The following is a 23,871-nucleotide window of genomic DNA, read 5'->3' as shown; positions in this document are numbered from 1 at the left end:
TCAGATCCGGTAGCCGGAGCCGGGCACCGTGACGATCACCGGCGGCTCGCCGAGCTTGCGGCGCAGGGTCATCACGGTCACCCGCACCACGTTGGTGAACGGGTCGGTGTTCTCGTCCCACGCCTTCTCCAGCAGCTGCTCGGCGGAGACCACCGAGCCCTCGCTGCGCATCAGGACCTCCAGGACGGCGAACTCCTTGGGCGCGAGGTGGACCTCCCTGCCGTCGCGGAACGCCTCCCGGCGGTTGGGGTCCAGCCGGATGCCGGAGCGCTCCAGCACCGGCGGCAGGGCCGTCGTGGTCCGCCGCCCGAGCGCGCGCACCCGGGCGGTCAGCTCGGTGAAGGCGAACGGCTTGGGCAGGTAGTCGTCGGCGCCCAGCTCCAGGCCCTCGACCCGGTCGCTCACATCGCCCGCCGCGGTGAGCATGAGCACCCGGGTCGGCATGCCGAGGCCGACGATCTGGCGGCACACCTCGTCACCGTGCACCACCGGCAGGTCGCGGTCGAGCACCACCACGTCGTAGTCGTTGACGCCGATCCGCTCCAGGGCGGCACCGCCGTCGTAGACCACGTCGACGGCCATGGCTTCGCGCCGCAGGCCGGTGGCAACCGCATCGGCGAGCAGTTGCTCGTCCTCGACGACCAGTACGCGCAAGGCGCTGTCCTTCCGTGAGCTGTGGGAATCTTCATCCATCCTGCACCGGGCCCCCGTAAATCGGCGGTAAGGGGGAGGGCCCGAGGGCCCGAGGGGTGGGACGCCGCGGACCGGTGGACGGGACACCGCGAAGGGGTGGAAATTCGTTTCCGCGGGTGAGGTTTCCGGGTCCGGCGGGGTGGGGAGGACGGCTTTACACCCACCCACCACGCCTTGCCCCGCGCTTCCCGCGCGAGGGCGACGGGCTTGACACTCGCGTGTCAACGGAGACGACGAGGGGGCGCACCATGGACGCGTTCACGAATGGCATCCTCCAGCGCATACACAGCACGGAGTCCGATCTGCGCCGGGCCCGGGAGACGGGCGACGACTTCCTCGCCGAGGTCGAGCAGGGTGAGCTGGACGACCTGCGCCGCCTGGCCGCCGAGCACGGGGTGGACGTACGGCCCAAGGTCGCCTGAACCTCCGGCTCCCCAAGCCGCACGCCCCGGCCGCCAGGAAGGCGCCGGGGCGTTCGCATGCCCGGCCGGACCCGCCGCGCTCGGCGAACGGGGACGGCGAAGGGCCCGCTCAGGGGCGTACGAGGGGGTCTGTACGCCCGTGTGCGGGCCCGCCGCCCGGTCCGGGTCCGGATCTAGTCGTGCCAGGCGCCCAGCTCGTCCAGGCGGCGCTGGAGCGGCTCGAAGAGCCCGGGCGGGGCGGCCACGGCCAGTTCCCCGGACGGCGGCTCGCCCGGCCGCCCGCCGGTCAGCGCCCCGGCCTCCCGGGCGAAGAGGTCGCCGGCCGCCAGGTCCCAGGGGTTCAGGCCCCGCTCGTAGTACGCGTCCAGGCGGCCGCAGCCGACGTCCGCGAGGTCGATGGCCGCCGAACCGGCCCGGCGGATGTCGCGGACCTGCGGCAGCAGCCCCTTGATCACCTCGGCCATCGCGACCCGGCGCTCGCGCAGGTAGCTGAAGCCGGTGGCGACGAGCGCGTGCTCGAAGTCCGGCGCCGGGCGGCAGTGCGCCCGCACCCCGGCCACGTACGCGCCGCCGCCGCGCACCGCCTGGTAGGTCTCGCGGCGCATCGGCGCCTCCACGACGCCCACGACGGTCTGCCCGTCGCGCTCCGCGGCGATGCTCACCGACCAGGAGGGCAGGCCGTAGAGGTAGTTCACGGTGCCGTCGAGCGGGTCGATCACCCAGCGCACCCCGCTGGTGCCCGGGCTGCTCGCGCCCTCCTCGCCCAGGAAGCCGTCGTCGGGGCGCAGCCGCCCGATGTACGCGGTGATCAGCTTCTCGGCGGCGATGTCCATCTCGGTCACGACGTCGATCGGGCTGGACTTGGTGGCGGCCACGCCCAGGTCCGCGGGGCGGCCGTCCCGCAGCAGCGCGCCGGCCCTGCGGGCCGCCTCCAGCGCGATCGCCAGCAGTTCGGCGTCCTCACCGGTGGCGGCAGGACCGGCGGCGGGCGCGTCCTGCTCCGCCGCGCCGTTGGCAGATGTGCTCATTCCGGTCTCCTCAGTCGGTTCCTGCGGCGGCGGGCCGGCTCGGCCGGCCCCGATCGGCGGCCGGGCAGCAGCCCGCGGGGCACACGTCGTGGCTCGGGCCCAGCCGCCCGAGCGCGCAGCGGACCGGCGCCAGGCCCCGCTCGGTCGCCGCGCGCTCCAGCACCAGCTCGCGCACCGCGGCGGCGAAGCGCGGGTCGGCGCCCACGGTGGCGGCGCGGCTGACCGGCAGCCCGAGCTCGGCTGCCTTGGCCGCGGCCTCGGTGTCGAGGTCGTACTTGACTTCCATGTGGTCCGAGACGAAGCCGATCGGCACCATGACCACCGCGGGCGCGCCGTCGGCGTGCTCGCTCTCCAGGTGGTCGCAGATGTCCGGCTCCAGCCACGGGATGTGCGGGGCGCCGGAGCGCGACTGGTAGACCAGCTGCCAGTCGCGGTCGGCGCCGGTGGCCTGCCGGACGCGGTCGGCGACCAGCCGGGCCGTCTCCAGGTGCTGCGCGACGTACGCGCCGCCGTCGCCGTGGGCGGCGACCGGTCCGGAGGTGTCGGCCGCGGCGGTGGGGATGGAGTGCGTGGTGAAGGCCAGGCGCGCGCGGTCGCGGACGTCGGCGGGCAGCGCGGCGAGCGCGGCGAGGGTGTTGTCGACCATCGGCTCCACGAAGCCCGGGTGGTTGAAGTAGTGCCGCAGCTTGTCCACCCGCAGCGCCGGGCGGCCCTCCTCGGCGAGGACGGCCAGCGAGGCGGCGAGGTTCTCCCGGTACTGGCGGCAGCCGGAGTACGACGCGTAGGCGCTGGTGGCCAGCACCAGCACCCGGCGGTGCCCGGCGTCGGCGATCTCGCGCAGCGCGTCGGTCAGATAGGGCGCCCAGTTCCGGTTGCCCCAGTAGACGGGCAGGTCGACGCCCTGGTCGGAGAACTCCTTGCGGAGCGCGGCCAGCAGCTCGCGGTTCTGCTCGTTGATCGGGCTGACCCCGCCGAACAGGAAGTAGTGCTTGCCGACCTCCTTCAACCGCTCGCGCGGGATGCCGCGCCCCCGGGTGACGTTCTCCAGGAACGGCACCACGTCGTCCGGGCCCTCCGGCCCGCCGAAGGAGAGCAGCAGCAGGGCGTCGTAGGGGCCGGTGTCCGGTCCGTTCGGCGCCGCGGGTCGGTCCGGCGCGGCGTTCGGGTCACGCTGATCAGGCATGCCTCCGATCCTGCCACCTCGCCCCGCCCCGCCCGGCGCCCGGGCTCCGTGGAACTCCTCCGAACTCCTCAGACACTCCGCAGAAAAACGACTTGCCGCGCTCCGTAAGCTGTACTCGCCAGCTCTGTTCCTTACGCGGGACCCCCTACCGTCCTGCCTGTCCCGACGGCGACGACGCCGGGGAGCGCCACGTGACCAGCCCCTACCGCGCGATCTACCGGACCCCGGGCGCCATGGCGTTCAGTGTGGCCGGGCTGGTCGGCCGGATGCCCCTGTCGATGCTCGGCATCGGCATCGTGACGATGGTCTCCCAGGTGACCGGGCGGTACGGCCTGGCCGGCGCGCTGTCGGCCACCCTGGCGCTGTCCGGCGCCGTGACCGGGCCGCGCATCTCCCGGCTGGTCGACCGCCACGGGCAGCGGAGGGTGCTGCGCCCGGTCTGCGCGGTGACGGTGGTGTCGGTGGCCGGGCTGCTGGCCTGCACCTGGGCGGGCGCACCGGACTGGGCGTACTTCGTGTGCGTGCTGGGCGCCGGGACCACCCCGAGCACCGGCGCGATGGTGCGGGCCCGCTGGTCGGAGCTGCTGCGCGACACCCCGGAGCAGCTGCACACCGCGTACTCGGTCGAGGCGGTCGTCGACGAGATCGTCTTCATCGTCGGCCCGATCCTGTCGGTGGGCCTGAGCACCGGCTGGTTCGCCGAGGCCGGGCCGCTGCTGGCGGCGGTGTTCCTGGCCGCGGGGGTGCTGGCGCTGACCGCGCTGCGCGGCACCGAGCCGGTGCCGCACCCCGACGCGCACCGGGCGGGCGGCTCAGTGCTGGCCGCGCCGGGGCTCGCGGTGCTGGTCGGGGTCTTCGTCGGCACCGGCGCGATGTTCGGCGCGGTGGAGGTGGTCACCGTCGCGTTCGCCGACGAGCGCGGCCACAAGGCGCTGGCGAGCGTGGTGCTGGCCACCTACGCGCTCGGTTCGTGCGTCGCGGGGCTGGTGTTCGGGCTGAGCCGGCCGCGCGGGACCGTCGCCGGCCGGTTCCGGGCGGGCATCGCGCTGATGGCGGTGAGTATGATCCCGCCACTACTGGTCGGGAGTCTCCACTTCCTGGCCTTGGCGCTGTTCGTCTCCGGCCTGACCATCGCCCCCACGATGGTGAACGCGATGGGCCTGGTCGAACAGCTGGTACCCCGGGGGCGGTTGACCGAGGGCATCACGTGGACCAGCACGGGTCTCGCGGTCGGCGTCGCCGCGGGCGCCGCGCTCGCCGGTCGGGTGATCGACACGCACGGTGCCTCGGCCGCCTACTGGGTGAGCACCTCCGCCGCGGTCTTCGCGGCGGCGGTGGCGTTCCTCGGCTACCGCCGGCTGCGGCCGGCACCGGATCGGGAGGAGCACGACCACGATGGGCCGGACCGCAAGCGCACTGAGGACCAGCGACGGCAGGACGGCGCCCGCGAGGGCGAGGGAGTGGCGTAACTGGGCGGGCAACGTCCGCGCGCGCCCCGGGCGGGTCGCCGCGCCCGCCTCCGTCGACGAACTCGCCGCGGCCGTGCGGAAGGCCGCCGCCGACGGGCTGCGGGTGAAGGCGGTCGGCTCCGGCCACTCCTTCACCGCGGCCGCGGCCACCGACGGGCTGCTGGTGCGGCCCGAATGCCTGACCGCGATCCGGTCGATCGACGCCGCGGCCGGCACCGTGACGGTGGAGTCGGGGGTGCAGTTGCGGCAGCTCAACGCGGCGCTGGCCGGCGCCGGGCTGTCGCTGCGGAACATGGGCGACATCATGGCGCAGACGGTGGCCGGCGCCACCAGCACCGGCACCCACGGCACCGGCCGCGACTCCGGCTCGATCGCCGCGCAGCTGACCGCGCTGGAACTGGTCACCGCCGACGGGTCGGTGCTGCGCTGCTCGCCCGGCCAGCACCCGGAGGTCTTCACCGCCGCCCGGGTCGGGCTGGGCGCGCTCGGCGTGGTCAGCGCCCTCACCTTCGCCGTCGAGCCGCTGTTCCTCCTCACCGCCCGCGAGGAGCCAATGACCTTCGACCGGGTCACCGCGGACTTCGACCGGCTCGTCGCGGAGAACGAGCACTTCGAGTTCTACTGGTTCCCGCACACCGAGGGCTGCACCACCAAGCGCAACAACCGCACCGCCGGCCCGGCCGCCCCGGTGCCCGCGCTGCGCGGCTGGATCGACGACGAACTGCTGTCCAACGGCGTGTTCCAGGCCGCCTGCGCGCTGGGGCGGGTCGCCCCCGCGGCGATCCCCGGGATCGCGAGGCTCTCCAGCCGCGCGCTGTCCGCCCGGACGTACACCGACATCCCCTACAAGGTCTTCACCAGCCCGCGCCGGGTGCGGTTCGTGGAGATGGAGTACGCGGTGCCGCGCGAGGCCGCGGTGCCGGTGCTGCGGGAGTTGAAGGCCATGGTGGAGCGCTCGGACCTGCGGGTCAGCTTCCCGGTGGAGGTGCGGGTGGCGCCGGCCGACGACATCGCGCTGTCCACCGCGTCCGGCCGGGACAGCGCCTATGTCGCGGTGCACATGTACCGCGGCAGCCGCTACCAGGAGTACTTCACCGCGGTCGAGCGGATCATGGTCGCGGCCGGCGGGCGGCCGCACTGGGGCAAGCTGCACACCCGGGACGCGGCGTACCTGCGCGCGGCCTACCCGCGGTTCGACGAGTTCACCGCGCTGCGCGACCGGCTCGACCCGGAGGGGGTCTTCGACAACGACTACCTGCGCCGGGTGCTGGGGCCCCGTACGTGACGGGTGACGGCGACTTCGCGCCGTACGTCCCCTTTTGGGTGATGAACGACGCGCTCCGGTGTGAGACGGGTCACCCAACTCCCGCTCCCCGCACGACATTCGCTGGCGCGGCAGCCGCCCCGCGGTGGCCCGAATGGAGTACCGTGACGAATCCTGGCTGCCGGTGCCCGGCCGGCGCCCAGGACGCGTGGCGGGGAGTCGGGAGCACTCGTCCCGGGGTGCCATCATTGGTCACACACGGTGGCCAACTGACCACCGTCCCATGACGGCGTGTCACCATCTCGTCCCGACACGCCGGATAACTCGGCAAGGTTGTGGCACGCTGCACCCGGGCAGGCCACACTCGTTCAACGGGAGCAGCGACGCACGTGACGTCGGCAGGCACCACCCGGGAGGTAACCGTGCCCGAACTGCGGGTCGTGGCCGTCAGCAACGACGGCACCCGACTGGTGCTCAAAGCTGCCGACAGCACGGAGTACACCCTCCCGATCGACGAGCGGCTGCGCGCCGCCGTGCGCAACGACCGCGCGCGGCTCGGGCAGATCGAGATCGAGGTCGAGAGCCATCTGCGGCCGCGGGACATCCAGGCCCGGATACGAGCCGGCGCTTCGGCCGAGGAGGTCGCCCAGCTCGGCGGCATCCCGGTGGAGCGGGTGCGGCGGTTCGAGGGGCCGGTGCTGGCGGAGCGGGCCTTCATGGCCGAGCGCGCCAGGAAGACCCCGGTCCGCCGCCAGGGCGAGACCACCGGGCCGCAGTTGGGCGAGGCGGTCGCCGAACGCCTGCTGCTGCGCGGCGCGGAGAAGGACACCGTGCTGTGGGACTCCTGGCGCCGCGACGACGGCACCTGGGAGGTCCTGCTCGTCTACCAGGTCGCCGGCGAACCGCACTCGGCGTGCTGGACGTACGACCCGCCGCGCCGCCTGGTGCAGGCGGTCGACGACGAGGCACGGGCGCTGATCGGCGAGACCGCGCAGACCCAGGGCCAGGAGCCGAGCTTCCCGTTCGTGCCCCGGATCGCCCGGCTGCCCAGGGACCGCCCGCTGGACCGCCCCGGCCAGGAACGGCCCGAGCGGCCCGAGCGGATCGAACGCGACCGGCAGGACCGCGAGGCGCGCGCCGAGGAGCAGCCGGAGGAGCGCGACTCGCTGACCAGCCTGCTCGAAGCGGTGCCGAGCTTCCGCGGCGACATGGTGGTGCCGGCTCCCCCGGTGCCGCCGGACGCCGCTCCGGCGGTGGAGGTGCCGCAGGAGGAGTCGGAGGAGGCTGCTCCGGCGGCCAGCGCCGGCGCGGGGTCGGCGTATGCGGACGTGCTGATGCCGCGCACCGTGGCGGGCCACCGGGACCGCCTCAAGGGCACCACCGACCGCCAGGCCGAGGCGGACGGTGTCCGGCCGGGCCGGCGCGCCACGGTGCCGAGTTGGGACGAGATCGTCTTCGGCAGCCGCCGCAAGAAGCAGGAGTAGACCGGCTCCTTGCGGGGAATCGGGACACCAGACCGGGAGCCGACGGCCGTAAGGGGCAGCCACCATGGTGGCTGCCCCTTACGCGTACGGTCCCGGCGCGTATGCGCGGCTCAGCCCGGCTGGTCGCCCGTGGCCACCGGGCGGGACGGGTCGGCGCCCCACTCGCTCCAGGAGCCGACGTACAGCGCCGCGGGGACGCCCGCCACGGCCAGCGCGAGGATCTCGTGCGCGGCGGAGACGCCCGAGCCGCAGTAGACGCCCACCTCCGCGCCGGGGGTCGCGCCCAGGGTGCGGAAGCGCGCCGCGAGTTCGGCCGCGGTGCGGAAGCGGCCGTCCTCGGTGACGTTCTGCGTTGTGGGGGCGCTCACCGCGCCCGGGATGTGGCCGGCGACGGGGTCGATCGGCTCGCTCTCGCCGCGGTACCGCTCCCCCGCCCGGGCGTCCAGCAGCAGCCCGCGGCGGGCGAGTTCGGCGGCGCCGGCCGCGTCGAGCACCGGCAGCGCGCCGGGCCGCGGCACGAAGTCCCCGTCGCCCGGCGGCGGTTCCTCGGTGCTCAGCGGCAGCCCCGCCGCCTTCCACGCCGCCAGCCCGCCGTCCAGCACCCGCACCCGCTCGTGGCCCGCCCAGCGCAGCAGCCACCACGCGCGGGCCGGCCCCCAGCCGTTCCAGTCGTCGTAGAGCACCACGTCGGTGTCCGCGCCGACGCCCGCCGCGCGCATCGCCGCGCCGAACACCTCGACGTCCGGCAGCGGGTGGCGGCCGCGCGGGCCGGGCGCCGCGGCGAGGGCGGCGTCCAGGTCGACGTACCGGGCGCCGGGGATGTGGCCGGCCGCGTACTCGCCGTGCCCGGGCGGCCCGCCCATCCGGTAGCGGACGTCGAGCACGGCGGTGGCGGCGGGCGCCGCGGCCAGTTCTGCCGCGGTGATGATGGGTTCCATGCCCCCATTGTGGGCGGCGGCCGGGGCCCGCGCCGCGGTCCGGGCGCGGCAGCCCGGCGGTCCGGCGGTTCAGCCCGGGTGGTTGACCGGCAGCACGTCCGGCGAGAGCGTGCCTGCCGCGGCCGACGCGCTCGTCATCCGGCGCCGGTGGTGGCGGCGGCAGAGCACTTCGTAGCCGACCTCGGCGGCGCGGTCCACGTCGCCGATCACCACCTGGGCGCCCTCGACCACCATGACGCCGCCGATCGTGCGCGCGTTGTGGGTGGCGCGGGCTCCGCACCAGCACAGCGCCTCCACCTGGAGCGTCTCTATCCGGTCGGCCAGTTCCATCAGCCGCCGCGAACCGGGGAAGAGCCGGGTGCGGAAGTCGGTGGTGATGCCGAACGCGTAGACGTCCAGGTCGAGTTCGTCCACCACCCGGGCCAGCTGGTCGATCTGCTCCGGCGCCAGGAACTGCGCCTCGTCGACGACCGCGTAGTCCACCCGGCCGCCGCGGCTGATCACCCCGACCAGATGGCCGTACAGGTCCATGCCGTCGGCCACCTCCACCGCGTCGGTGACCAGGCCGAGCCGGGAGGAGAGCTTGCCCTGTCCGGCGCGGTCGTCCCGGGTGAAGATCACCGCCTGGAGGCCGCGGGCGGTGCGGTTGTGGACGATCTGCAACGCGAGGGTGCTCTTGCCGCAGTCCATCGTTCCGGAGAAGAAGACCAGCTCGGACATGGGAGGGACGACGGCCTTTCGGTGCGGCGGAGGGGGCGGACGGGACGCGGCGGCAAGGACGGTCAGGGCACGGGCGGGTGGTCAGAGCACGGGCGGGCAGGGCTCAGGCGGGCAGGACACGGACGGCGGCGCGGCGGACGCCCTCAGGAGCGTACTTCGAGCAGCGGCACCAGCTGCTCGACGGGGGCCATGGAGCCGTGCAGGCCCACCATCTTCGACTCCCCGGGTTCGCCGCGGTTCGCCACGATCGCGATGTCGTCGCGCGCCACGGCCACCACGTCCCCGATCCGGCCCAGCACCCGCGGCTCGCACTGCGGCCCGAACCAGCCCGCGGCCACCGCCTCCGCGCGGCCGGCCACCCACATCCGGTCGCCGAGCACCTCGCGCCACACCGCGAGCACATCGGCCTCGGCGCCGGGCACCGCGTACACGTGCCGGGCCCGGCCCTCGCCGCCCAGCACCGCGACCCCCGCGCGCAGCTCCCAGTCCTCGTCGAAGTCGATCCTGGACTCCTCGTCGAACGGGATGTCGATCATGCCGTGGTCGGCGGTGACGTACAGGGCGCTGCGCGGCGGCAGTTGCTCGGCCAGGCGCTGCGCCAGCCGGTCGACCATGGCCAACTGCCCGCGCCAGGCGTCGGAGTCGACGCCGTAGCGGTGGCCCATGCCGTCCAGTTCGCTGTAGTACGTGTAGACCAGCGCGCGGTCGGCGGCGGCGAGCCGGTCGGCGGCCAGGTCCATCCGCTCCTCGCCGGACAGCCGCCCGTGGAAGGTGCCGCCGGACAGCGCGACCTTCGTCAGCGGGGTCTGCGCGAAGGCCGGCGAGGAGACCTGGCAGGTGGCGATGCCGGCCGCGTCGGCGAGCCGGAAGACGGTCGGGTGCGGCTGCCAGGCGCCCGGCGCGGTCCACGGCTGCCAGCGCAGCTGGTTCATCAGCTCGCCGGTGGCGGGGTTGAGCGCGGTGTACCCGGCCAGGCCGTGTGCGCCCGGCGGCAGGCCGGTGCCGACGGAGGCGAGCGAGGTGGCGGTGGTGGACGGGAAGCCGGCGGTGAGCGGGCGGCCGCTGCCGCCGAGCGAGGTGCCCAGCAGCGAGGTGAGGTAGGGCGCCTCGTCGGGGTGGCGCAGGATCAGCTCCCAGCCGAGCCCGTCCACCAGGAACACGCAGACCCGGTCGGCCGGTTCGAGGACCAGTCCGGTGGCCGGCATGCCGGGGACGCCGAACCCGGCGACCGCGGCGGGGATCACGTCGCACAGCGCGGCGGTGCCGTAGGCGGGGACCGGGGCGGTGCGCGGGTCGAGCGGCTCGGGGTCGTGGGTGTCGGGCGGTGCTCCGGCCATCAGTCCGTGGCCGCTGTCGCCTCGGAGAGGGCCTGCGCGAAGGCGAGGGCCTGCCGCACGGTGTCGGGGCCGTCCCCGGCCTCGCTCACCCGCAGCGAGAGGTCGTCCACGGTGGAGGAACCGGTGTAGCCGTGGTCGGCCTCGCAGTTGGGGTCGCCGCAGGCGGCCGGCTCCAGGTCGATCCGGGAGACGGCGCCCCAGCCGATGGTGAGCACCACCTCGCGCGGCAGGGTGCCCGGCTGGCCGGGGGTGCCGGGCGTGTAGGACTCGGGGTTGGCCACCACCCGGCTGACCACCACCGAGGAGATCCGGCCGATCTTCACCGATTCGGTGGAGGTGGTCGCGTACGGGCTCGGCGAGGTGTCGTCGGCGGCCTGCTCGTCGGTGTGGCTGACGATGAAGCGGCTGCCGGTGAGCACCAGCACCGTCACGTGCCGCCGCACCTCATTGGCGTCGAAGGTGGTCTCCTGGTGGACCAGGTACGACGTGACCGGCTCGCGCCCCACGGCCGCCTCTACGGCCTCGGCCACCAGGGCCGGGTAGTAGCCGCTGCGCTCGATGGCCGTGCGCAGTCCCTGCGTCGTCGTACCGGTCTTCGCCATGCCGTCCATCCTATGCGCGCGCCAGGGCGTTCAGTACGTCGTCAGGGCGCGCGGGCCCAGGTCCGTACGGGCCGGCGGGGTTGCCAGCCGGACCCGCGCGCCGAGCACGCTCAGGCCGCGCGGGGCGACCACCACGGGCTCCAGGTCGACCGCGACCACTTCCGGCAGGTCGTCGGCGAGCATCGACACCCGCAGCAGCAGTTCCTCCAGGGCCGCGGTGTCCACCGGTTCGGCGCCGCGCCAGCCGAAGAGCATGGGCGCGGACTTGATGGAGCGCACCAGTTCCGCGGCGTCGCGGTCGGTGGCCGGAACCAGCCGGTGCGCCACGTCGCCCAGCAGTTCGGAGGGTGCCCCGGCCAGCCCGAAGGAGAGCACCGCCCCGGCCGCGGGGTCCACCCCGGCCCGTACCACCGTGTCGACCCCGCGCGGGGCCATCGCCTGGACCACCGGGCGCAGTTCGGCGGGGCCGCCCAGCCGCGTGGTCAGCTCACCGTAGGCCCGCCGCAGGTCGTCCTCGTCGGCGAGGTCGAGCCGTACGCCGCCGAGGTCGGCCCGGTGGCGCAGGTGGGGCGCGGTGGTCTTCAGCGCCACCGGGTAGCCGAGCGCGGCGGCGGCCTCGGCTGCGGCGTCCGGGTCGGGCGCGGGCCGGGCCAGCCGGACCTCGATGCCGTAGCGGCCGAGCAGGGCCGCGGTGTCGGCGTCGGTGAGGGTGACGCCCTCGTCGGGGGGCGTGCCCGGGGGCAGCAGCCGGCGGACGTCGGCGGCCGCGCCGTCCTCGTCGATGCCGTCCAGCTCCGGCACGCGGCCGGGGTCGGCCTCGCCGGCGCGCCAGGCGGCGTAGGCGGTGGCCTCGGCGAGCGAGCGGACGGCGCGGTCCGGGGCGCGGTAGGCGGGGATGCGGGCGGCGGGCGGGCCGCTGCCGTCGGCGGGGGCGCCGAGCCGGTCGGCCATGGCGTCCAGGGCGAGGTGGACCACGACGACGGGCTTGGCCGCGCCGGCGGCGGCGGCGCGCAGGGCGGCGGCCAGTTCCGGGTCGTCGCCGGCCTCGGGGTCGGATGCGGGGCCGGGTACGGGGTCAGGACCGGGTCCGGTGGCCGGGGCGGCGCCCGGATCGGGGGTGCCGGCCGGGGTGGCGCCCGCCTCGCGCGCGGGGCTCGGCGGGGTGGGGAGCGTGGCCGCGTCACTGGGGTCACTCGGGTCGGCGGTCAGCAGGTCGGTGCCGACCCGCGGGATCGCGGTGACCACCACCGCGTCGCTGCCGGGGTCGGCGAGGGCGGCGGTGAGCGCGGCGGCGAAGTCGTCCGGGCCGGCCGCGGTGGTGAGGTCGGCCGGGGCGGCGGGGCGCAGCCCGGCGGTGAGCGCCGAGTCGTAGGTGAGCAGGCCCAGTGACTCGGAGTTGCCGAGGATGGCGACGCGGTCGCCGGCCGGGAGCGGCTGGAGGGCCAGGAACAGCCCGGCGTCCAGGAGTTCGGTGACGGTGTCCACCCGCATCACCCCGGCCTGCCGGAACAGCGCGGACACCGTGGAGTCCGGGATGCGGGGGGACGGCACCTCGTGTCCTGCGGGCACCGCGCCGGAGTGCAGGGCGCCCTTCACCACGACCACGGGCTTGTCGGCGGCGGCGCGGCGGGCGAGCCGGGTGAACTTGCGCGGGTTGCCGAACGACTCCAGGTACATCAGCACCGCGCTGGTGTCCGGGTCGTCCTGCCAGTACTGGAGCATGTCGTTGCCGGAGACGTCGGCGCGGTTGCCCGCCGAGACGAAGGCGGACGGGCCCAGCCCGCGGCGGTGCAGCCCGGACAGCAGGGCGATGCCGATGGAGCCGGACTGGGTGAACAGCCCGAGCTTGCCGCGGCGCGGCATGTCGGGCGACAGCGAGGCGTTCAGCCGGGAGTCGGGCGCGGTGTTGATCACCCCGAACGCGTTCGGCCCGATCACCCGCATGCCGTGGGAGCGGGCCTGCCGGACCAGTTCGCGCTGCCGGGCCCGGCCCTCGGGGCCGGTCTCGGAGTAGCCCGCGCTGACCACGACCAGGCCCCGTACCCCGGCGGCGCCGCAGTCGGCGACGGCCTCGGGCACCCGCTGGGCGGGCACCGCCACCACCGCGAGGTCGACGCTCGCACCGCTGTCCGCGATCCGACGGACCGAGCGGTGCCCGGGCACCCCGCCGAGGTCGGTGCCGCCCTCGGGGAAGGCGTGGTTGACCGCGTAGAGCCGCCCGGTGAAGCCGCCGGCCGCGATGTTGCGCAGCAGCGTGCGGCCGATGCCGCCCGGGCGGCGTCCGGTGCCGACCACCGCGACGGACTCCGGCCGCAGCAGCCGCTGGACCGAGCGGGCCTCTGCGCGGTGCTCGCGGGCGCGCATCACGCGTACCGACTCGTCGGTGGGTTCCAGGTCGAGGTCGAGGTGGACCACGCCGTCGGCGAAGCTGCGCTGCTGGGTGTAGCCGGCGTCGGTGAAGACCTTGACCATCTTGCGGTTGGCGGGCAGGACTTCGGCGGTGAAGTGCAGGATGCCGCGCTCCCGGGCGACCGCGGCGATGTGTTCGAGCAGCGCGGAGGCGACGCCGCGGCCCTGGTGCGCGTCCTGGACGAGGAAGGCGACCTCGGCGCGGGTGGCGGCCGGGCCGGAGGCGGCGCGCCCCTGGTCGTCGGTGCGGTCGTAGCGGACGGTGGCGATGAACTCGCCCCCGACGGTGGCGGCCAGGCCGACCCGGTCGTTGTAGTCGTGGTGGGTGAAGCGGTGCACGTCCCGGTCGGACAGCCGCGGGTAGGGCGCGAAGAACCGGTAGTACTTCGACTCGTCGGAGACCTGTTCGTAGAAGTGGACCAGCCGTCCGGCGTCCTCCGGGCCGATCGGCCGGATGCGGGCGATGCTGCCGTCGCGCAGCACCACGTCGGCCTCCCAGTGGACGGGGTACGGCTGGTCGCTCATGTCCCCAGCGTATGCGCCGGAGCGCGTGGGGTGTCTGCTCGCGCCGCCGACGCGCAGGGGGCAGTCTGGGGGAGGCCGTTTCCCGCGCGGGCCGGCCGGCGCACGCAGCGCCGGGGGCCTGCCGGGGCGGCCGGGACCTGCTGGACCACCTGTGCGGACCGCACCGACCCGAAGGGCTTCACCATGGCTGAGCGGCACGTCAACGTCGGCTGGGCGGACGGCCTGCACGCCCGCCCCGCTTCCATCTTCGTGCGCGCGGCGACGGCCGCCGGGGTGCCGGTGACGATCGCCCGGGCCGGCGGCGAACCGGTCAACGCCCGCTCGATGCTGGCGGTGCTGGGCCTGGGGGTGCAGGGCGGCGAGGAGGTCGTGCTCGACTCGCCGGCCGAGGGCGCCGAGGCGGCGCTGGACCGGCTGGTGAAGCTCGTCGCCGAGGGCCTGGAGGAGCTGCCCGAGACGGTCTGAGCGCCCCGCTCCCCGGGCGGGCCGCGGCCGGGCCGCGGGCGCACGGAATTCCCCCGGCGCGGCGGAATTCACCGGCCCTCGCATATCCGGTCGGAAAGAGCGCCCGCAATCCGCACCCGGCCACCGCCCGAAAAACACCGGGGTGCCGACCGGCCCGGTTTTCCGGCACGACCGGGGAGAGCAATTCACGTTCTTGTATACGGCGCCATTGTTAAGCGCGGCGGCGCCCCACGTGTACGGCGTGTTTCGGGGTTCTCACCGCGGTGGCGCGCTCCACATGCAGCGCGGCCAGCCGGCGGGCCCGCTCGGCGTCGCCGCGGGCCACCGCGTCCACGATCGCCGCGTGCTCCTCCCACGCCTGCGCGGCGCGGTCGGCACTGCCCCCGCCGTACACCCAGGCGATCTTGTGCCGCAGCTGAGTGAGCAGCGCGGCCAGCGTGGGGCTGCCGGACGCCTGCGCCAGTGTCTCGTGGAACCAGCCGCCGAGGGCCGGCAGGTCCGACAGCTGGCCCTGCACCGCCCGCTCCTGGCCCAGTCTGACCAGGCCGCGCAGCACCTTCAGGTGCGCCTCGCCGCGCCGCTGCGCCGCTCTCGCCGCGCCCAGCGGCTCCAGCAGGCCACGCAGCTCCAGCAGGTCCGCGGCCTCCTGCTCGGTCGGCTCGGCCACCGACGCGCCGGCGTGCCGCCGGGTGCGGACGAAGCCCTCGGACTCCAGGGTGCGCAGCGCCTCGCGCACCGGCACCCGCGAAACCCCGTACCGCTGCGCGAGCAGTTCCTCGGTCAGGCGGCTGCCGGGCGGGAAGAATCCGCCCACGATGTCGTCGCGGATCGCCGTACACACCACCTGGGCCGAGATACGCCGATCGGTGCCCCCCGCGCCGTTCACATCCGTTTCCGCATCACACGAACTCCGCTCTCTCCCCGTAAGCGTTCTGCCGCGACTCTATTGCAGCAGGGGGCGGTTGGGAAAGCAGCCCCCGAATTACCGGAAAGTCCGGTTCGTTTTCGGACAGCGGGGGCGTGAAGGCGCAAAGGCGGTGACGCCGGAACCCCGGCGCGCCGGGGTGGGCGGGCCGGGGTTCCGGTGGGGCGTGCGTGCGGCGGCGGGCGCCGTTCACGACACGGCGGCCGAACGGCGGCCGAACGGCGATCGGACAGCAGTCGGACAGCGGTCAGGAGACGACGGTCACCGGGCCGATGCCCAGCTCCCGTACCAGCTCCGTGATCGCGGCCGCGTCGCCGACCAGGACCACCACGAGGCGGTCGAGCGGGAAGGCGTTGACGACCGCGGCCGTCGCCTCCACAGTGCCGGTCTCGGCCAGCCGGGCGTACAGCGCGGCCTGGAAGTCGTCGGGCAGCTCCTGCTCGACCTGGTCGGCGAAGGTGTCCGCCACCGCGGCGGCGGTCTCGTAGCGCAGCGGCGCCACCCCGACGAGGTTCTGCACGGCCACGTCGCGCTCGGCGTCGGTCAGCCCGCCCTCGCCCAGCTCGCGGATCACCCGCCAGGTGTCGGCCAGCGCCGGGCCGGTCACCTCGGTGGCGACCGAGCCGCTGATGGCCAGCATCGCGGCGCCCGTGCCGTCCGCGGAGGAGAGCAGCACCTGGGCGGAGGCGCGCACCCCGTAGGTGTAGCCCTTCTCCTCGCGCAGCACCCGGTCCAGCCGGGAGGTGAGGGTGCCGCCGAGGCAGTAGGTGCCGAGCACCTGCGCGGCCCACACCGGGTCCTGGCGGTCCGGTCCGGTCCGGCCGATGAGCATCTGGGTCTGCACCGAGCCGGGCCGGTCCACGATCACCACGCGGGCGGTGTCGTCGGCGGTGATCGCCGGGCGGGCCGGCGGATCGGCCTTGGTGCCGGTCCAGCGGCCCAGGGTGCTCTCCAGCAGCGCGGGCAGCGCGATCCCGGTCAGGTCGCCGACCACCACGACGGTGGCCGTGACCGGCCGCACGTGCGCGGTGTAGAAGGCGCGCACGGCGGCCGCGTCGATCCGCCGCACGGTCTCCTCGGTGCCCTGCCGGGGCCGGGAGTTGCGCGCCTCGGGCGGGAACAGCTCCTTGGACAGCGCCATCGCGGCCCGGCGGCCGGGGTTGGCCAGCTCGTGCGGGATCTCGTCGAGCCGGTTGGCGACCAGCCGCTTGACCTCGTCGTCCGCGAAGGCCGGGGCCCGCAGCGCCTCGGCGAGCAGGTCGAGCGCCTTGTCCAGCCGGGACGCGGGCACTTCGAGGGAGACCCGCACCCCCGGGTGGTCCGCGTGCGCGCCCAGCGTCGCGCCGCAGCGCTCCAGTTCGGCGGCGAACTCCTCCGCGGAGTGCTGGTCGGTACCCTCCGACAGCGCCCTGGCCATGATGGTGCCGACCCCGTCCAGGCCCTCGGGTTCGGCGGCCAGCGGGGCGGCGAGCAGCACCTCGACCGCGACGACCTGCTGGCCGGGGCGGTGGCTGGTGAGCACCGTCAGGCCGTTGGCCAGGGTGCTGCGCTCGGGGGCGGGAAAGGCCCACGGCCTGGGCTCGCCGGCCTGCGGCTGCGGGTGGAACGTCATGGTGGCGGCGGTGTCGCTCATGCCTCGGCACCCTCTCCCTGCTCGTCCTGGTCGTCCTGTTGCTCGGCGCTGCCCGCGGTGGGCTCGTAGACGAGGACGGCCCGGTTGTCGGGGCGCAGCCGCGCGGCGGCGACCGCCCTGACCTCATCGGCCGTCACGTCCAGCACCCGCTGCACCGCGGTGAGGGCGAGCTGCGGGTCGCCGAACAGCACGGCGAACCGGCACAGTTCGTCGGCGCGGCCGGCCACCGTGGCCAGCCGGTCCAGCCACTCGCGCTCCAGCTGGGCCTGCGCGCGCTCCATCTCCTCGGCGGTGGGCCCCTCTTCGGCGAAGCGGGCCAGCTCCTCGTCGACGGCCGCCTCGATGACGGGCAGTTCGACGCCGCTGGACGCCTTGACGTCCAGCCAGCCGAGCGAGGGCGCCCCGGCCAGCCGGAGCAGGCCGAACCCGGCGGTGACCGCGGAGCGGTCCCGGCGTACCAGCCGGTTGTGCAGGCGGGAGGACTCGCCGCCGCCCAGCACCGTCAACGCCAGGTCGGCGGCGTCACTCTCCCGGGTGCCGTCGTGCGGCAGCCGGTAGACGGCCATCAGGGCGCGCGAGGGGACGTCCTCCTCGACGACCTCGCGGACGCCCTCGCCGACCAGGTCGGGCAGCGAGCCGTCGCGCGGCGCGGGCTTGCCGTCGTGCGCCGGGATGGTGCCGAAGTACTTCTCGATCCAGGCGAGCGTCTGCTCCGGGTCGATGTCGCCGACCACCGACAGCACCGCGTTGCCGGGCGCGTAGTACGTGCGGAAGAAGGCGCGGGCGTCCTCCAGCGAGGCCGCGTCGAGGTCGGCCATCGAGCCGATCGGCGTGTGGTGGTAGGGGTGCCCGTCCGGGAAGGAGAGCGCGCTGAGGCGTTCGAAGGCGGTGCCGTAGGGCACGTTGTCGTACCGCTGGCGGCGCTCGTTCTTCACCACGTCCCGCTGGTTGTCCAGGCTCTCCTGGTCCAGCGCGGTCAGCAGGCTGCCCATGCGGTCTGCCTCCAGCCACAGGGCGAGTTCGAGCTGGTGGGCGGGCATCGTCTCGAAGTAGTTGGTGCGCTCGAAGCTGGTGGTGCCGTTGAGCGAACCGCCCGCGCCCTGGACGAGCTCGAAGTGCCCGTTCCCCTTGACGTTGGCCGAGCCCTGGAACATCAGGTGCTCGAAGAGGTGGGCGAGGCCGGTGCGGCCCTTGACCTCATGGCGCGAACCGACGTCGTACCAGAGGCATACCGCGGCGACCGGGGTGAGGTGGTCCTCGGAGAGCACCACGCGCAGGCCGTTCGCCAGGCGGTGCTCGGTGGCTGTCAGGCCGCTGGAGTGTGCCTCCGGGGTGGCCGTGTGACCCATGGGCAAGCTGTCCTTCCGGTCGCTGCTGCGTGACTGCGTAGAGTGCTGCCACTCTAGGCAAGCGTGCCCGCGCTGCGCGAAGTTCCCGCTCGGAACGTCCTCCGTGCCGGGTCGCGGTCCGCGCTGTCGGTGCCGCGGTCCACAATGGACCGCGCCGCACCGCGGCGTACGCCTGCCGCAGCACCCGAACGAAGTACCGCCCGCACCAGCACCACGCACCCTGTAGGCACCACGCAAGGCAAAGGAGCGCCGCCGAGATGGCCCGCCGCACGACGAAGAGCCCGGCTCCGGACGACGACTTCGAGGAGCGCATCCTCGACATCGACGTCGTGGACGAGATGAAGGGCTCCTACCTTGAGTACGCCTACTCGGTGATCTACGCCCGCGCGCTGCCCGACGCCCGTGACGGCATGAAGCCGGTGCACCGCCGCATCGTCTACCAGATGAACGAGATGGGCCTGCGCCCCGAGCGCGGCTTCGTCAAGTGCGCCCGCGTGGTCGGCGAGGTGATGGGCAAGCTGCACCCGCACGGCGACGCGTCGATCTACGACGCGATGGTGCGGATGGCGCAGCCCTTCTCCCAGCGGCTGCCGCTGGTCGACGGGCACGGCAACTTCGGTTCGCTCGACGACCTGCCCGCCGCGATGCGCTACACCGAGGCCCGCATGTCGGGCCCGGCCCAGCTCATGGTCGAGTCGATCGACGAGGACACCGTCGACTTCGCGCCCAACTACGACGGCCAGGAGCAGGAGCCCGAGGTCCTGCCGGCCGCCTACCCGAACCTGCTGGTCAACGGCTCGTCCGGGATCGCGGTCGGCATGGCCACGAACATGCCGCCGCACAACCTGGGCGAGGTCGTCGCCGCCGCCCGGCACCTGATCCGCCACCCGAACGCCGACCTCGACGCGCTGATGCGCCACGTCCCCGGGCCCGACCTGCCCACCGGCGGCCGGATCATCGGGCTGTCCGGTATCCGCGACGCGTACGAGAGCGGCCGCGGCACCTTCAAGATCCGCGCCACCGTGGCCGTCGAGGACGTCACCCCGCGCCGCAAGGGCCTGGTCGTCACCGAACTGCCCTTCACCGTCGGGCCCGAGAAGGTCATCGCCAAGATCAAGGACATGGTCGGCGCCAAGAAGCTCCAGGGCATCGCCGACGTCAAGGACCTCACCGACCGCGAGCACGGGCTGCGGCTGGTCATCGAGATCAAGAACGGCTTCAACCCCGAGGCCGTCCTCGAACAGCTCTACAAGCTGACGCCGATGGAGGACTCCTTCGGCATCAACAACGTGGCCCTGGTGGACGGCCAGCCGCTCACGCTGGGCCTCAAGGAGCTGCTGGAGGTCTACGTCGACCACCGCTTCACCGTGGTCCGGCGCCGCTGCGAGTTCCGCCGCACCAAGCGCCGCGACCGGCTGCACCTGGTGGACGGCCTGCTGGTGGCGCTCGTCGACATCGACGAGGTCATCTCCATCATCCGCTCCAGCGAGAACGCGGCGCAGGCCAAGGAACGGCTGATGGCGCGGTTCGGCCTGTCCGACATCCAGACGCAGTACATCCTCGACACCCCGCTGCGCCGGCTGACCCGCTTCGACCGGATCGAGCTGGAGGCCGAACGCGACCGGCTCAACGAGGAGATCGCCGAGCTGACCCGCATCCTGGAGTCGGACGCCGAGCTGCGCAAGCTGGTCTCGGCGGAGCTGGCCGCGGTCGCGAAGAAGTACGGCACCGAGCGGCGCACCGTGCTGCTGGAGTCGGCGGGCACGCCGGCCGCCGCGGTACCGCTGGAGGTCGCCGACGACCCGTGCCGGGTGCTGCTGTCCTCCACCGGCCTGCTGGCGCGCACCGCGGCCGGCGGACCGGACCAGGACACCTCGGCCAAGCGCGCCAAGCACGACGTGATCCTGTCCGCGGTGTCGACCACCGCGCGCTCCGACCTCGGCGTGGTGACCTCGACCGGCCGGCTGCTGCGGCTGACCGTCATCGACCTGCCGATGCTGCCGGACACCGCGGGCGCGCCCTCGCTGGCCGGCGGGGCGCCGCTGTCGGAGTTCGTGGCCTTGGACGACGGGGAACGGGCGCTGTGCCTGACCACGCTCGACGAGTCCTCCCCCGGGCTGGCGCTCGGCACCGCGCAGGGCGTGGTCAAGCGGGTCGTGCCGGACTATCCGGCGAACAAGGACGACCTGGAGGTCATCACCCTCAAGGAGGGCGACACCCTCGTGGGCGCGGTGGAACTGCGCACCGGTGAGGAGGACCTGGTCTTCATCACCGACGACGCCCAACTGCTGCGCTACCCGGCCGGGCAGGTCCGGCCGCAGGGCCGCCCGGCGGGCGGTATGGCGGGCATCAAACTCGCCGACGGCGCCCGGGCGATCTCCTTCACGGCGGTCGATCCGGCCGTGGAGGCGGTCGTGTTCACCGTGGCCCGTTCCGAGGGCACCCTCGACGGCGGGGGCGAGGGCACCGCGAAACTGACGCCCTTCGACCAGTACCCGCGCAAGGGGCGGGCCACCGGCGGAGTGCGCTGCCAGCGGTTCCTGCGCGGCGAGAACGGGTTGCTGCTGGCCTGGGCCGGTCCCGCGCCCGCCCGCGCGGCGACCTCCACGGGGGCGCCCGCCGAACTGCCCCCGAAGGACCCGCGCCGCGACGGCTCCGGGGTGCCCCTGGCGAAGCCGGTGGCGGCGGTCGCAGGCCCGGCGTGATCCGGACCCTGTGCCCGGGGCCGAGCCAACCCCGGGCACAGGGAGCCGCACGGGCGCGGCGGCGGCGCCCACTAGGCTCGGCCGGGTGAGTCTTTGCACCAGTGCCTCGATCGAACTGGCCGAACCGACGGCCGCCACCGCGGCAACCGCACGGACCTGGCTGCTGATCGAGCAGCCGGGGCCCTGGGGCGCCAAGGCACTCCGGGCCAGTCACCTCGACCCGGCACTGGGCCGCGAGCTGGAGCGGCTCGCCGACGGCACCGGGGTCCGGCTCGGCCTCATCCGCCGTCCCGGCCGGCACGCCGACACCCGCCGGCCGCGCCACCGGGTCGTCGCCGCGCACACCGCGCCCGGGCGCTCCTGGGTACGCAGCACCGAAGTGGCCGACCCCGCCGACCTGGCCGCCCTGGACTTCCAGGCGCTCGGCGCGGGCCTGCCCGCCGGCTTCGGCGCCCCCGCCGACGGTCCCGGGCACCCGCCGATCGCCCTCGTCTGCACCAACGGCACCCGCGACCGCTGCTGCGCCGTCCAGGGCCGCCCGCTCGCCGCCGAACTCGCCGCCGACAGCAGCCTCGACGTGTGGGAGACCACCCATCTCGGCGGCCACCGCTTCGCCCCGACCATGCTGGTCCTCCCGCACGGCTATGCCTATGGCCGCCTGGACGCCGCCACCGCCAAGGCCGCGCTGACCGCCGCGCACTCCGGCCGTATCGCCCTCGAAGGGTGCCGAGGCCGCTCCAGCTGGTCCCGGCCGGGGCAGGCCGCTGACCTGGCGGTGCGCGCGCTCATCGGCGAGGACGGCGCGGACGCGCTGGCGGTGCACTCCGCCGATCCGGTCCCCGCTGTCCGCCCGGACAACCCGGGCAACCCGGCAGCGGAGTCCGCCGCCTGGTCGGTGCACGTACGGCACACCGACGGACGGGAGTGGCGGGCGCTGGTCGCCCAGCACGCCGCCACTCCCCCGCGCCCCGAAAGCTGCGGGGCCGCCCTCGGCACGCCCGCCCGGATGGACGTCGAGTCCATCGAGCAGACCGCCCCGGGAACGCCGGCCCCGTAACCCCGTGGGCGCCCTACACCGCGCCCGCTCCCGTCAGCGACCGCACCTCGGTCTCCGCGAACGCGGCCTCGTCCGCCGGCTCCCGGGTCAGCACCGTGCCCAGCCAGCCGGCGAAGAACCCGAGCGGGATCGACACCAACCCGGGGTTCTCCAGCGGGAAGAGGTGGAAGTCCACCCCCGGGAAGAGCGAGTCGGCCCGTCCGGACGTCACCGGCGACAGCACCACCAAGGTCAGCGCCGGAAGCAGCCCACCGTAGATCGACCACACGGCGCCCTTGGTGGTGAACCGCCGCCAGAACAGCGAGTAGAGCAACGACGGCAGGTTCGCCGACGCCGCCACCGCGAACGCCAACCCCACCAGGAACGCGATGTTCTGATCCTGCGCCAGCAGGCTCAGCGCGATCGCCACCGCACCGATGCCGACCGCCGAGAACCGCGCCACCCGTACCTCGTCCTCCTCCATCCGGCCGCCCGGGTTCCCGGCGTCGCCCCGGGCCGCGGCATGGCGCGGCGCGCGCCGCACCGTCGCATACAGGTCGTGCGCCACCGAGGCGGAGGACGCGAGGGTGATCCCCGCCACCACCGCCAGGATCGTCGCGAACGCCACCGACCCGACCACCGCGAAGAGCACCGCGCCGCCGGTCGTGCCCGACCCACCGCCCAGGGCCTCCGCCAGCAGCGGCACCGCGGTGTTGCCCGCCTCGTTCGACGCCCGCACGGTGTCCGAACCGACCATCGCCGCCGCCCCGAAGCCCAGCACGATCGTCATCAGGTAGAACGCCCCGATCAGCCCGATCGCCCACACCACCGACCGCCGCGCCGAACGCGCCGTCGGCACCGTGTAGAACCGCGACAGAATGTGCGGCAGCCCGGCCGTGCCCAGCACCAGCGCCAGTCCCAGGCTGATGAAGTCCAGCCGCGACGTCCCGCTGATCCCGTACTTCAGCCCCGGCGCCAGGAACGCGTCGCCCTGCCCGCTCCCCGTCACCGCCGAGCGCAGCAACCCGTCCACGTTGCCGTGGTACTTGACCAGCACCATCACCGTCAGCGCCACCGTCCCGCCCATCAGCAGCACGGTCTTGACGATCTGGATCCATGTGGTCGCCCGCATCCCGCCGAACGACACGTAGACCACCATCAGCGCCCCGACCCCGATGACCGTCCAGGTCCTGGCCGCCCCGGTACCGCCGAGCAGCAGCCCGACCAGGCTGCCCGCCCCGACCATCTGCGCCACCAGGTACAGGATCGACACCGTCACCGACGCCGTCCCCGCCGCGATCCGCACCGGCCGGTGCCGCAGCCGCGCCGACAGCACATCGGCCAGCGTGTACCGGCCGACGTTCCGCACCAGTTCGGCGACGAGCATCAGCACGATCAGCCACGCCACGAAGAACCCGACCGAGTACAGCAGCCCGTCATAGCCGAACAGCGCGATCAGCCCGGAGATCCCGAGGAACGACGCCGCCGACATGTAGTCCCCGGCGATCGCGAACCCGTTCTCCGCCGGGGTGAACAGCCGCCCGCCGGCGAAGAACTCCTCCGACGAACTGCGCCGCCGCCCGGCCCACGCCGTGATCGCCAGCGTCACCGACACGAACACCGTGAACAGGACGATCGCCAGCCCCTGGTGGTCCCCGGTCGTATCGGCCAGGTACGCCACCTC

At 74.4% G+C, this 23,871-nt stretch carries 19 protein-coding genes; 7 read left to right on the top strand and 12 right to left on the bottom strand.

Annotated features, from left to right (window positions below; all coding sequences use genetic code 11):
- Positions 1-654: a response regulator transcription factor gene (locus tag AC3ERT_RS25015; protein ID WP_335979003.1), complete on the bottom strand. Its 654-nt coding sequence runs from the start codon at positions 652-654 to the stop codon at positions 1-3.
- A 287-nt stretch (positions 655-941) separates the two neighbouring features.
- Here AC3ERT_RS25015 and AC3ERT_RS25010 point away from each other — a divergent pair, with 287 nt between their 5' ends.
- A complete protein-coding gene (locus AC3ERT_RS25010) occupies positions 942-1,115 on the top strand; it encodes a hypothetical protein (protein ID WP_335979001.1) in 174 nt (57 codons plus the stop codon).
- Positions 1,116-1,288: 173 nt separating this feature from the next.
- Here AC3ERT_RS25010 and AC3ERT_RS25005 read toward each other — a convergent pair whose 3' ends face one another.
- Both AC3ERT_RS25005 and AC3ERT_RS25000 read right to left on the bottom strand, forming a co-directional pair.
- Positions 1,289-2,143: an inositol monophosphatase family protein gene (locus tag AC3ERT_RS25005; protein WP_335978999.1), complete on the bottom strand. Its 855-nt coding sequence runs from the start codon at positions 2,141-2,143 to the stop codon at positions 1,289-1,291.
- Positions 2,144-2,153: 10 nt separating this feature from the next.
- Positions 2,154-3,326: a ferrochelatase gene (locus tag AC3ERT_RS25000; protein ID WP_435130156.1), complete on the bottom strand. Its 1,173-nt coding sequence runs from the start codon at positions 3,324-3,326 to the stop codon at positions 2,154-2,156.
- Between the two features lie 92 nt (positions 3,327-3,418).
- On the opposite strand from AC3ERT_RS25000, the gene AC3ERT_RS24995 reads away from it, so the two are divergent.
- The 3 genes from AC3ERT_RS24995 to sepH all read left to right on the top strand — a co-directional run bounded on the left by AC3ERT_RS24995 (position 3,419) and on the right by sepH (position 7,543).
- Positions 3,419-4,795, top strand: coding sequence for an MFS transporter (locus tag AC3ERT_RS24995; protein ID WP_435176915.1), 1,377 nt, complete (start codon positions 3,419-3,421; stop codon positions 4,793-4,795).
- Entirely contained in the window at positions 4,722-6,080 is a 1,359-nt protein-coding gene (locus tag AC3ERT_RS24990) for a D-arabinono-1,4-lactone oxidase (protein WP_435176913.1), read from the top strand. Before AC3ERT_RS24995 ends, AC3ERT_RS24990 begins: the two co-directional genes overlap by 74 nt.
- A gap of 368 nt (positions 6,081-6,448) precedes the next feature.
- A complete protein-coding gene (sepH, locus tag AC3ERT_RS24985) occupies positions 6,449-7,543 on the top strand; it encodes a septation protein SepH (protein WP_435176911.1) in 1,095 nt (364 codons plus the stop codon).
- Positions 7,544-7,653: 110 nt separating this feature from the next.
- On the opposite strand, the gene AC3ERT_RS24980 is transcribed toward sepH, so the two are convergent.
- The 5 genes from AC3ERT_RS24980 to AC3ERT_RS24960 all read right to left on the bottom strand — a co-directional run bounded on the left by AC3ERT_RS24980 (position 7,654) and on the right by AC3ERT_RS24960 (position 14,074).
- Entirely contained in the window at positions 7,654-8,481 is an 828-nt protein-coding gene (locus tag AC3ERT_RS24980; RefSeq protein ID WP_435176909.1) for a sulfurtransferase, read from the bottom strand.
- A 69-nt stretch (positions 8,482-8,550) separates the two neighbouring features.
- On the bottom strand, positions 8,551-9,201 hold the full coding sequence (locus AC3ERT_RS24975; protein WP_335978986.1) for a thymidine kinase: 651 nt from the start codon (positions 9,199-9,201) through the stop codon (positions 8,551-8,553).
- 143 nt (positions 9,202-9,344) lie between these two features.
- The gene (locus AC3ERT_RS24970; protein ID WP_435176906.1) at positions 9,345-10,538 is read right to left on the bottom strand and encodes an alkaline phosphatase family protein; all 1,194 of its coding nucleotides are present in this window, start codon (positions 10,536-10,538) and stop codon (positions 9,345-9,347) included.
- On the bottom strand, positions 10,538-11,140 hold the full coding sequence (locus AC3ERT_RS24965; protein WP_335978983.1) for a DUF5998 family protein: 603 nt from the start codon (positions 11,138-11,140) through the stop codon (positions 10,538-10,540). Before AC3ERT_RS24965 ends, AC3ERT_RS24970 begins: the two co-directional genes overlap by 1 nt.
- Positions 11,141-11,170: 30 nt before the next feature.
- The gene (locus tag AC3ERT_RS24960) at positions 11,171-14,074 is read right to left on the bottom strand and encodes a bifunctional acetate--CoA ligase family protein/GNAT family N-acetyltransferase (RefSeq protein WP_435176904.1); all 2,904 of its coding nucleotides are present in this window, start codon (positions 14,072-14,074) and stop codon (positions 11,171-11,173) included.
- A gap of 183 nt (positions 14,075-14,257) precedes the next feature.
- On the opposite strand from AC3ERT_RS24960, the gene AC3ERT_RS24955 reads away from it, so the two are divergent.
- On the top strand, positions 14,258-14,539 hold the full coding sequence (locus AC3ERT_RS24955; RefSeq protein ID WP_335978977.1) for an HPr family phosphocarrier protein: 282 nt from the start codon (positions 14,258-14,260) through the stop codon (positions 14,537-14,539).
- Between the two features lie 211 nt (positions 14,540-14,750).
- Here the strand turns inward: AC3ERT_RS24955 and AC3ERT_RS24950 are convergent, their stop codons facing one another.
- The 3 genes from AC3ERT_RS24950 to AC3ERT_RS24940 form a co-directional block, all read right to left on the bottom strand.
- On the bottom strand, positions 14,751-15,425 hold the full coding sequence (locus AC3ERT_RS24950) for a GntR family transcriptional regulator (RefSeq protein ID WP_435130182.1): 675 nt from the start codon (positions 15,423-15,425) through the stop codon (positions 14,751-14,753).
- Positions 15,426-15,711: 286 nt separating this feature from the next.
- Entirely contained in the window at positions 15,712-17,097 is a 1,386-nt protein-coding gene (locus AC3ERT_RS24945; RefSeq protein ID WP_435176902.1) for a M16 family metallopeptidase, read from the bottom strand.
- Positions 17,094-18,446, bottom strand: coding sequence for a M16 family metallopeptidase (locus tag AC3ERT_RS24940; protein ID WP_335978972.1), 1,353 nt, complete (start codon positions 18,444-18,446; stop codon positions 17,094-17,096). Before AC3ERT_RS24940 ends, AC3ERT_RS24945 begins: the two co-directional genes overlap by 4 nt.
- A gap of 257 nt (positions 18,447-18,703) precedes the next feature.
- Here AC3ERT_RS24940 and AC3ERT_RS24935 point away from each other — a divergent pair, with 257 nt between their 5' ends.
- Positions 18,704-21,151 (top strand): DNA gyrase/topoisomerase IV subunit A, encoded by a 2,448-nt coding sequence (locus tag AC3ERT_RS24935; protein ID WP_435176899.1) that lies wholly within the window; start codon positions 18,704-18,706, stop codon positions 21,149-21,151.
- A gap of 85 nt (positions 21,152-21,236) precedes the next feature.
- A complete protein-coding gene (locus AC3ERT_RS24930; RefSeq protein WP_435176897.1) occupies positions 21,237-22,208 on the top strand; it encodes a ferredoxin family protein in 972 nt (323 codons plus the stop codon).
- Positions 22,209-22,221: 13 nt separating this feature from the next.
- Here the strand turns inward: AC3ERT_RS24930 and AC3ERT_RS24925 are convergent, their stop codons facing one another.
- Positions 22,222-23,859 (bottom strand): solute symporter family protein, encoded by a 1,638-nt coding sequence (locus AC3ERT_RS24925; protein WP_435130244.1) that lies wholly within the window; start codon positions 23,857-23,859, stop codon positions 22,222-22,224.
- Between the last annotated feature and the right edge of the window lie 12 nt (positions 23,860-23,871).

The sequence above is a fragment of the Actinacidiphila sp. bgisy145 genome (assembly GCF_057708125.1).
This window is presented reverse-complemented; position numbering and strand designations above follow the sequence as displayed.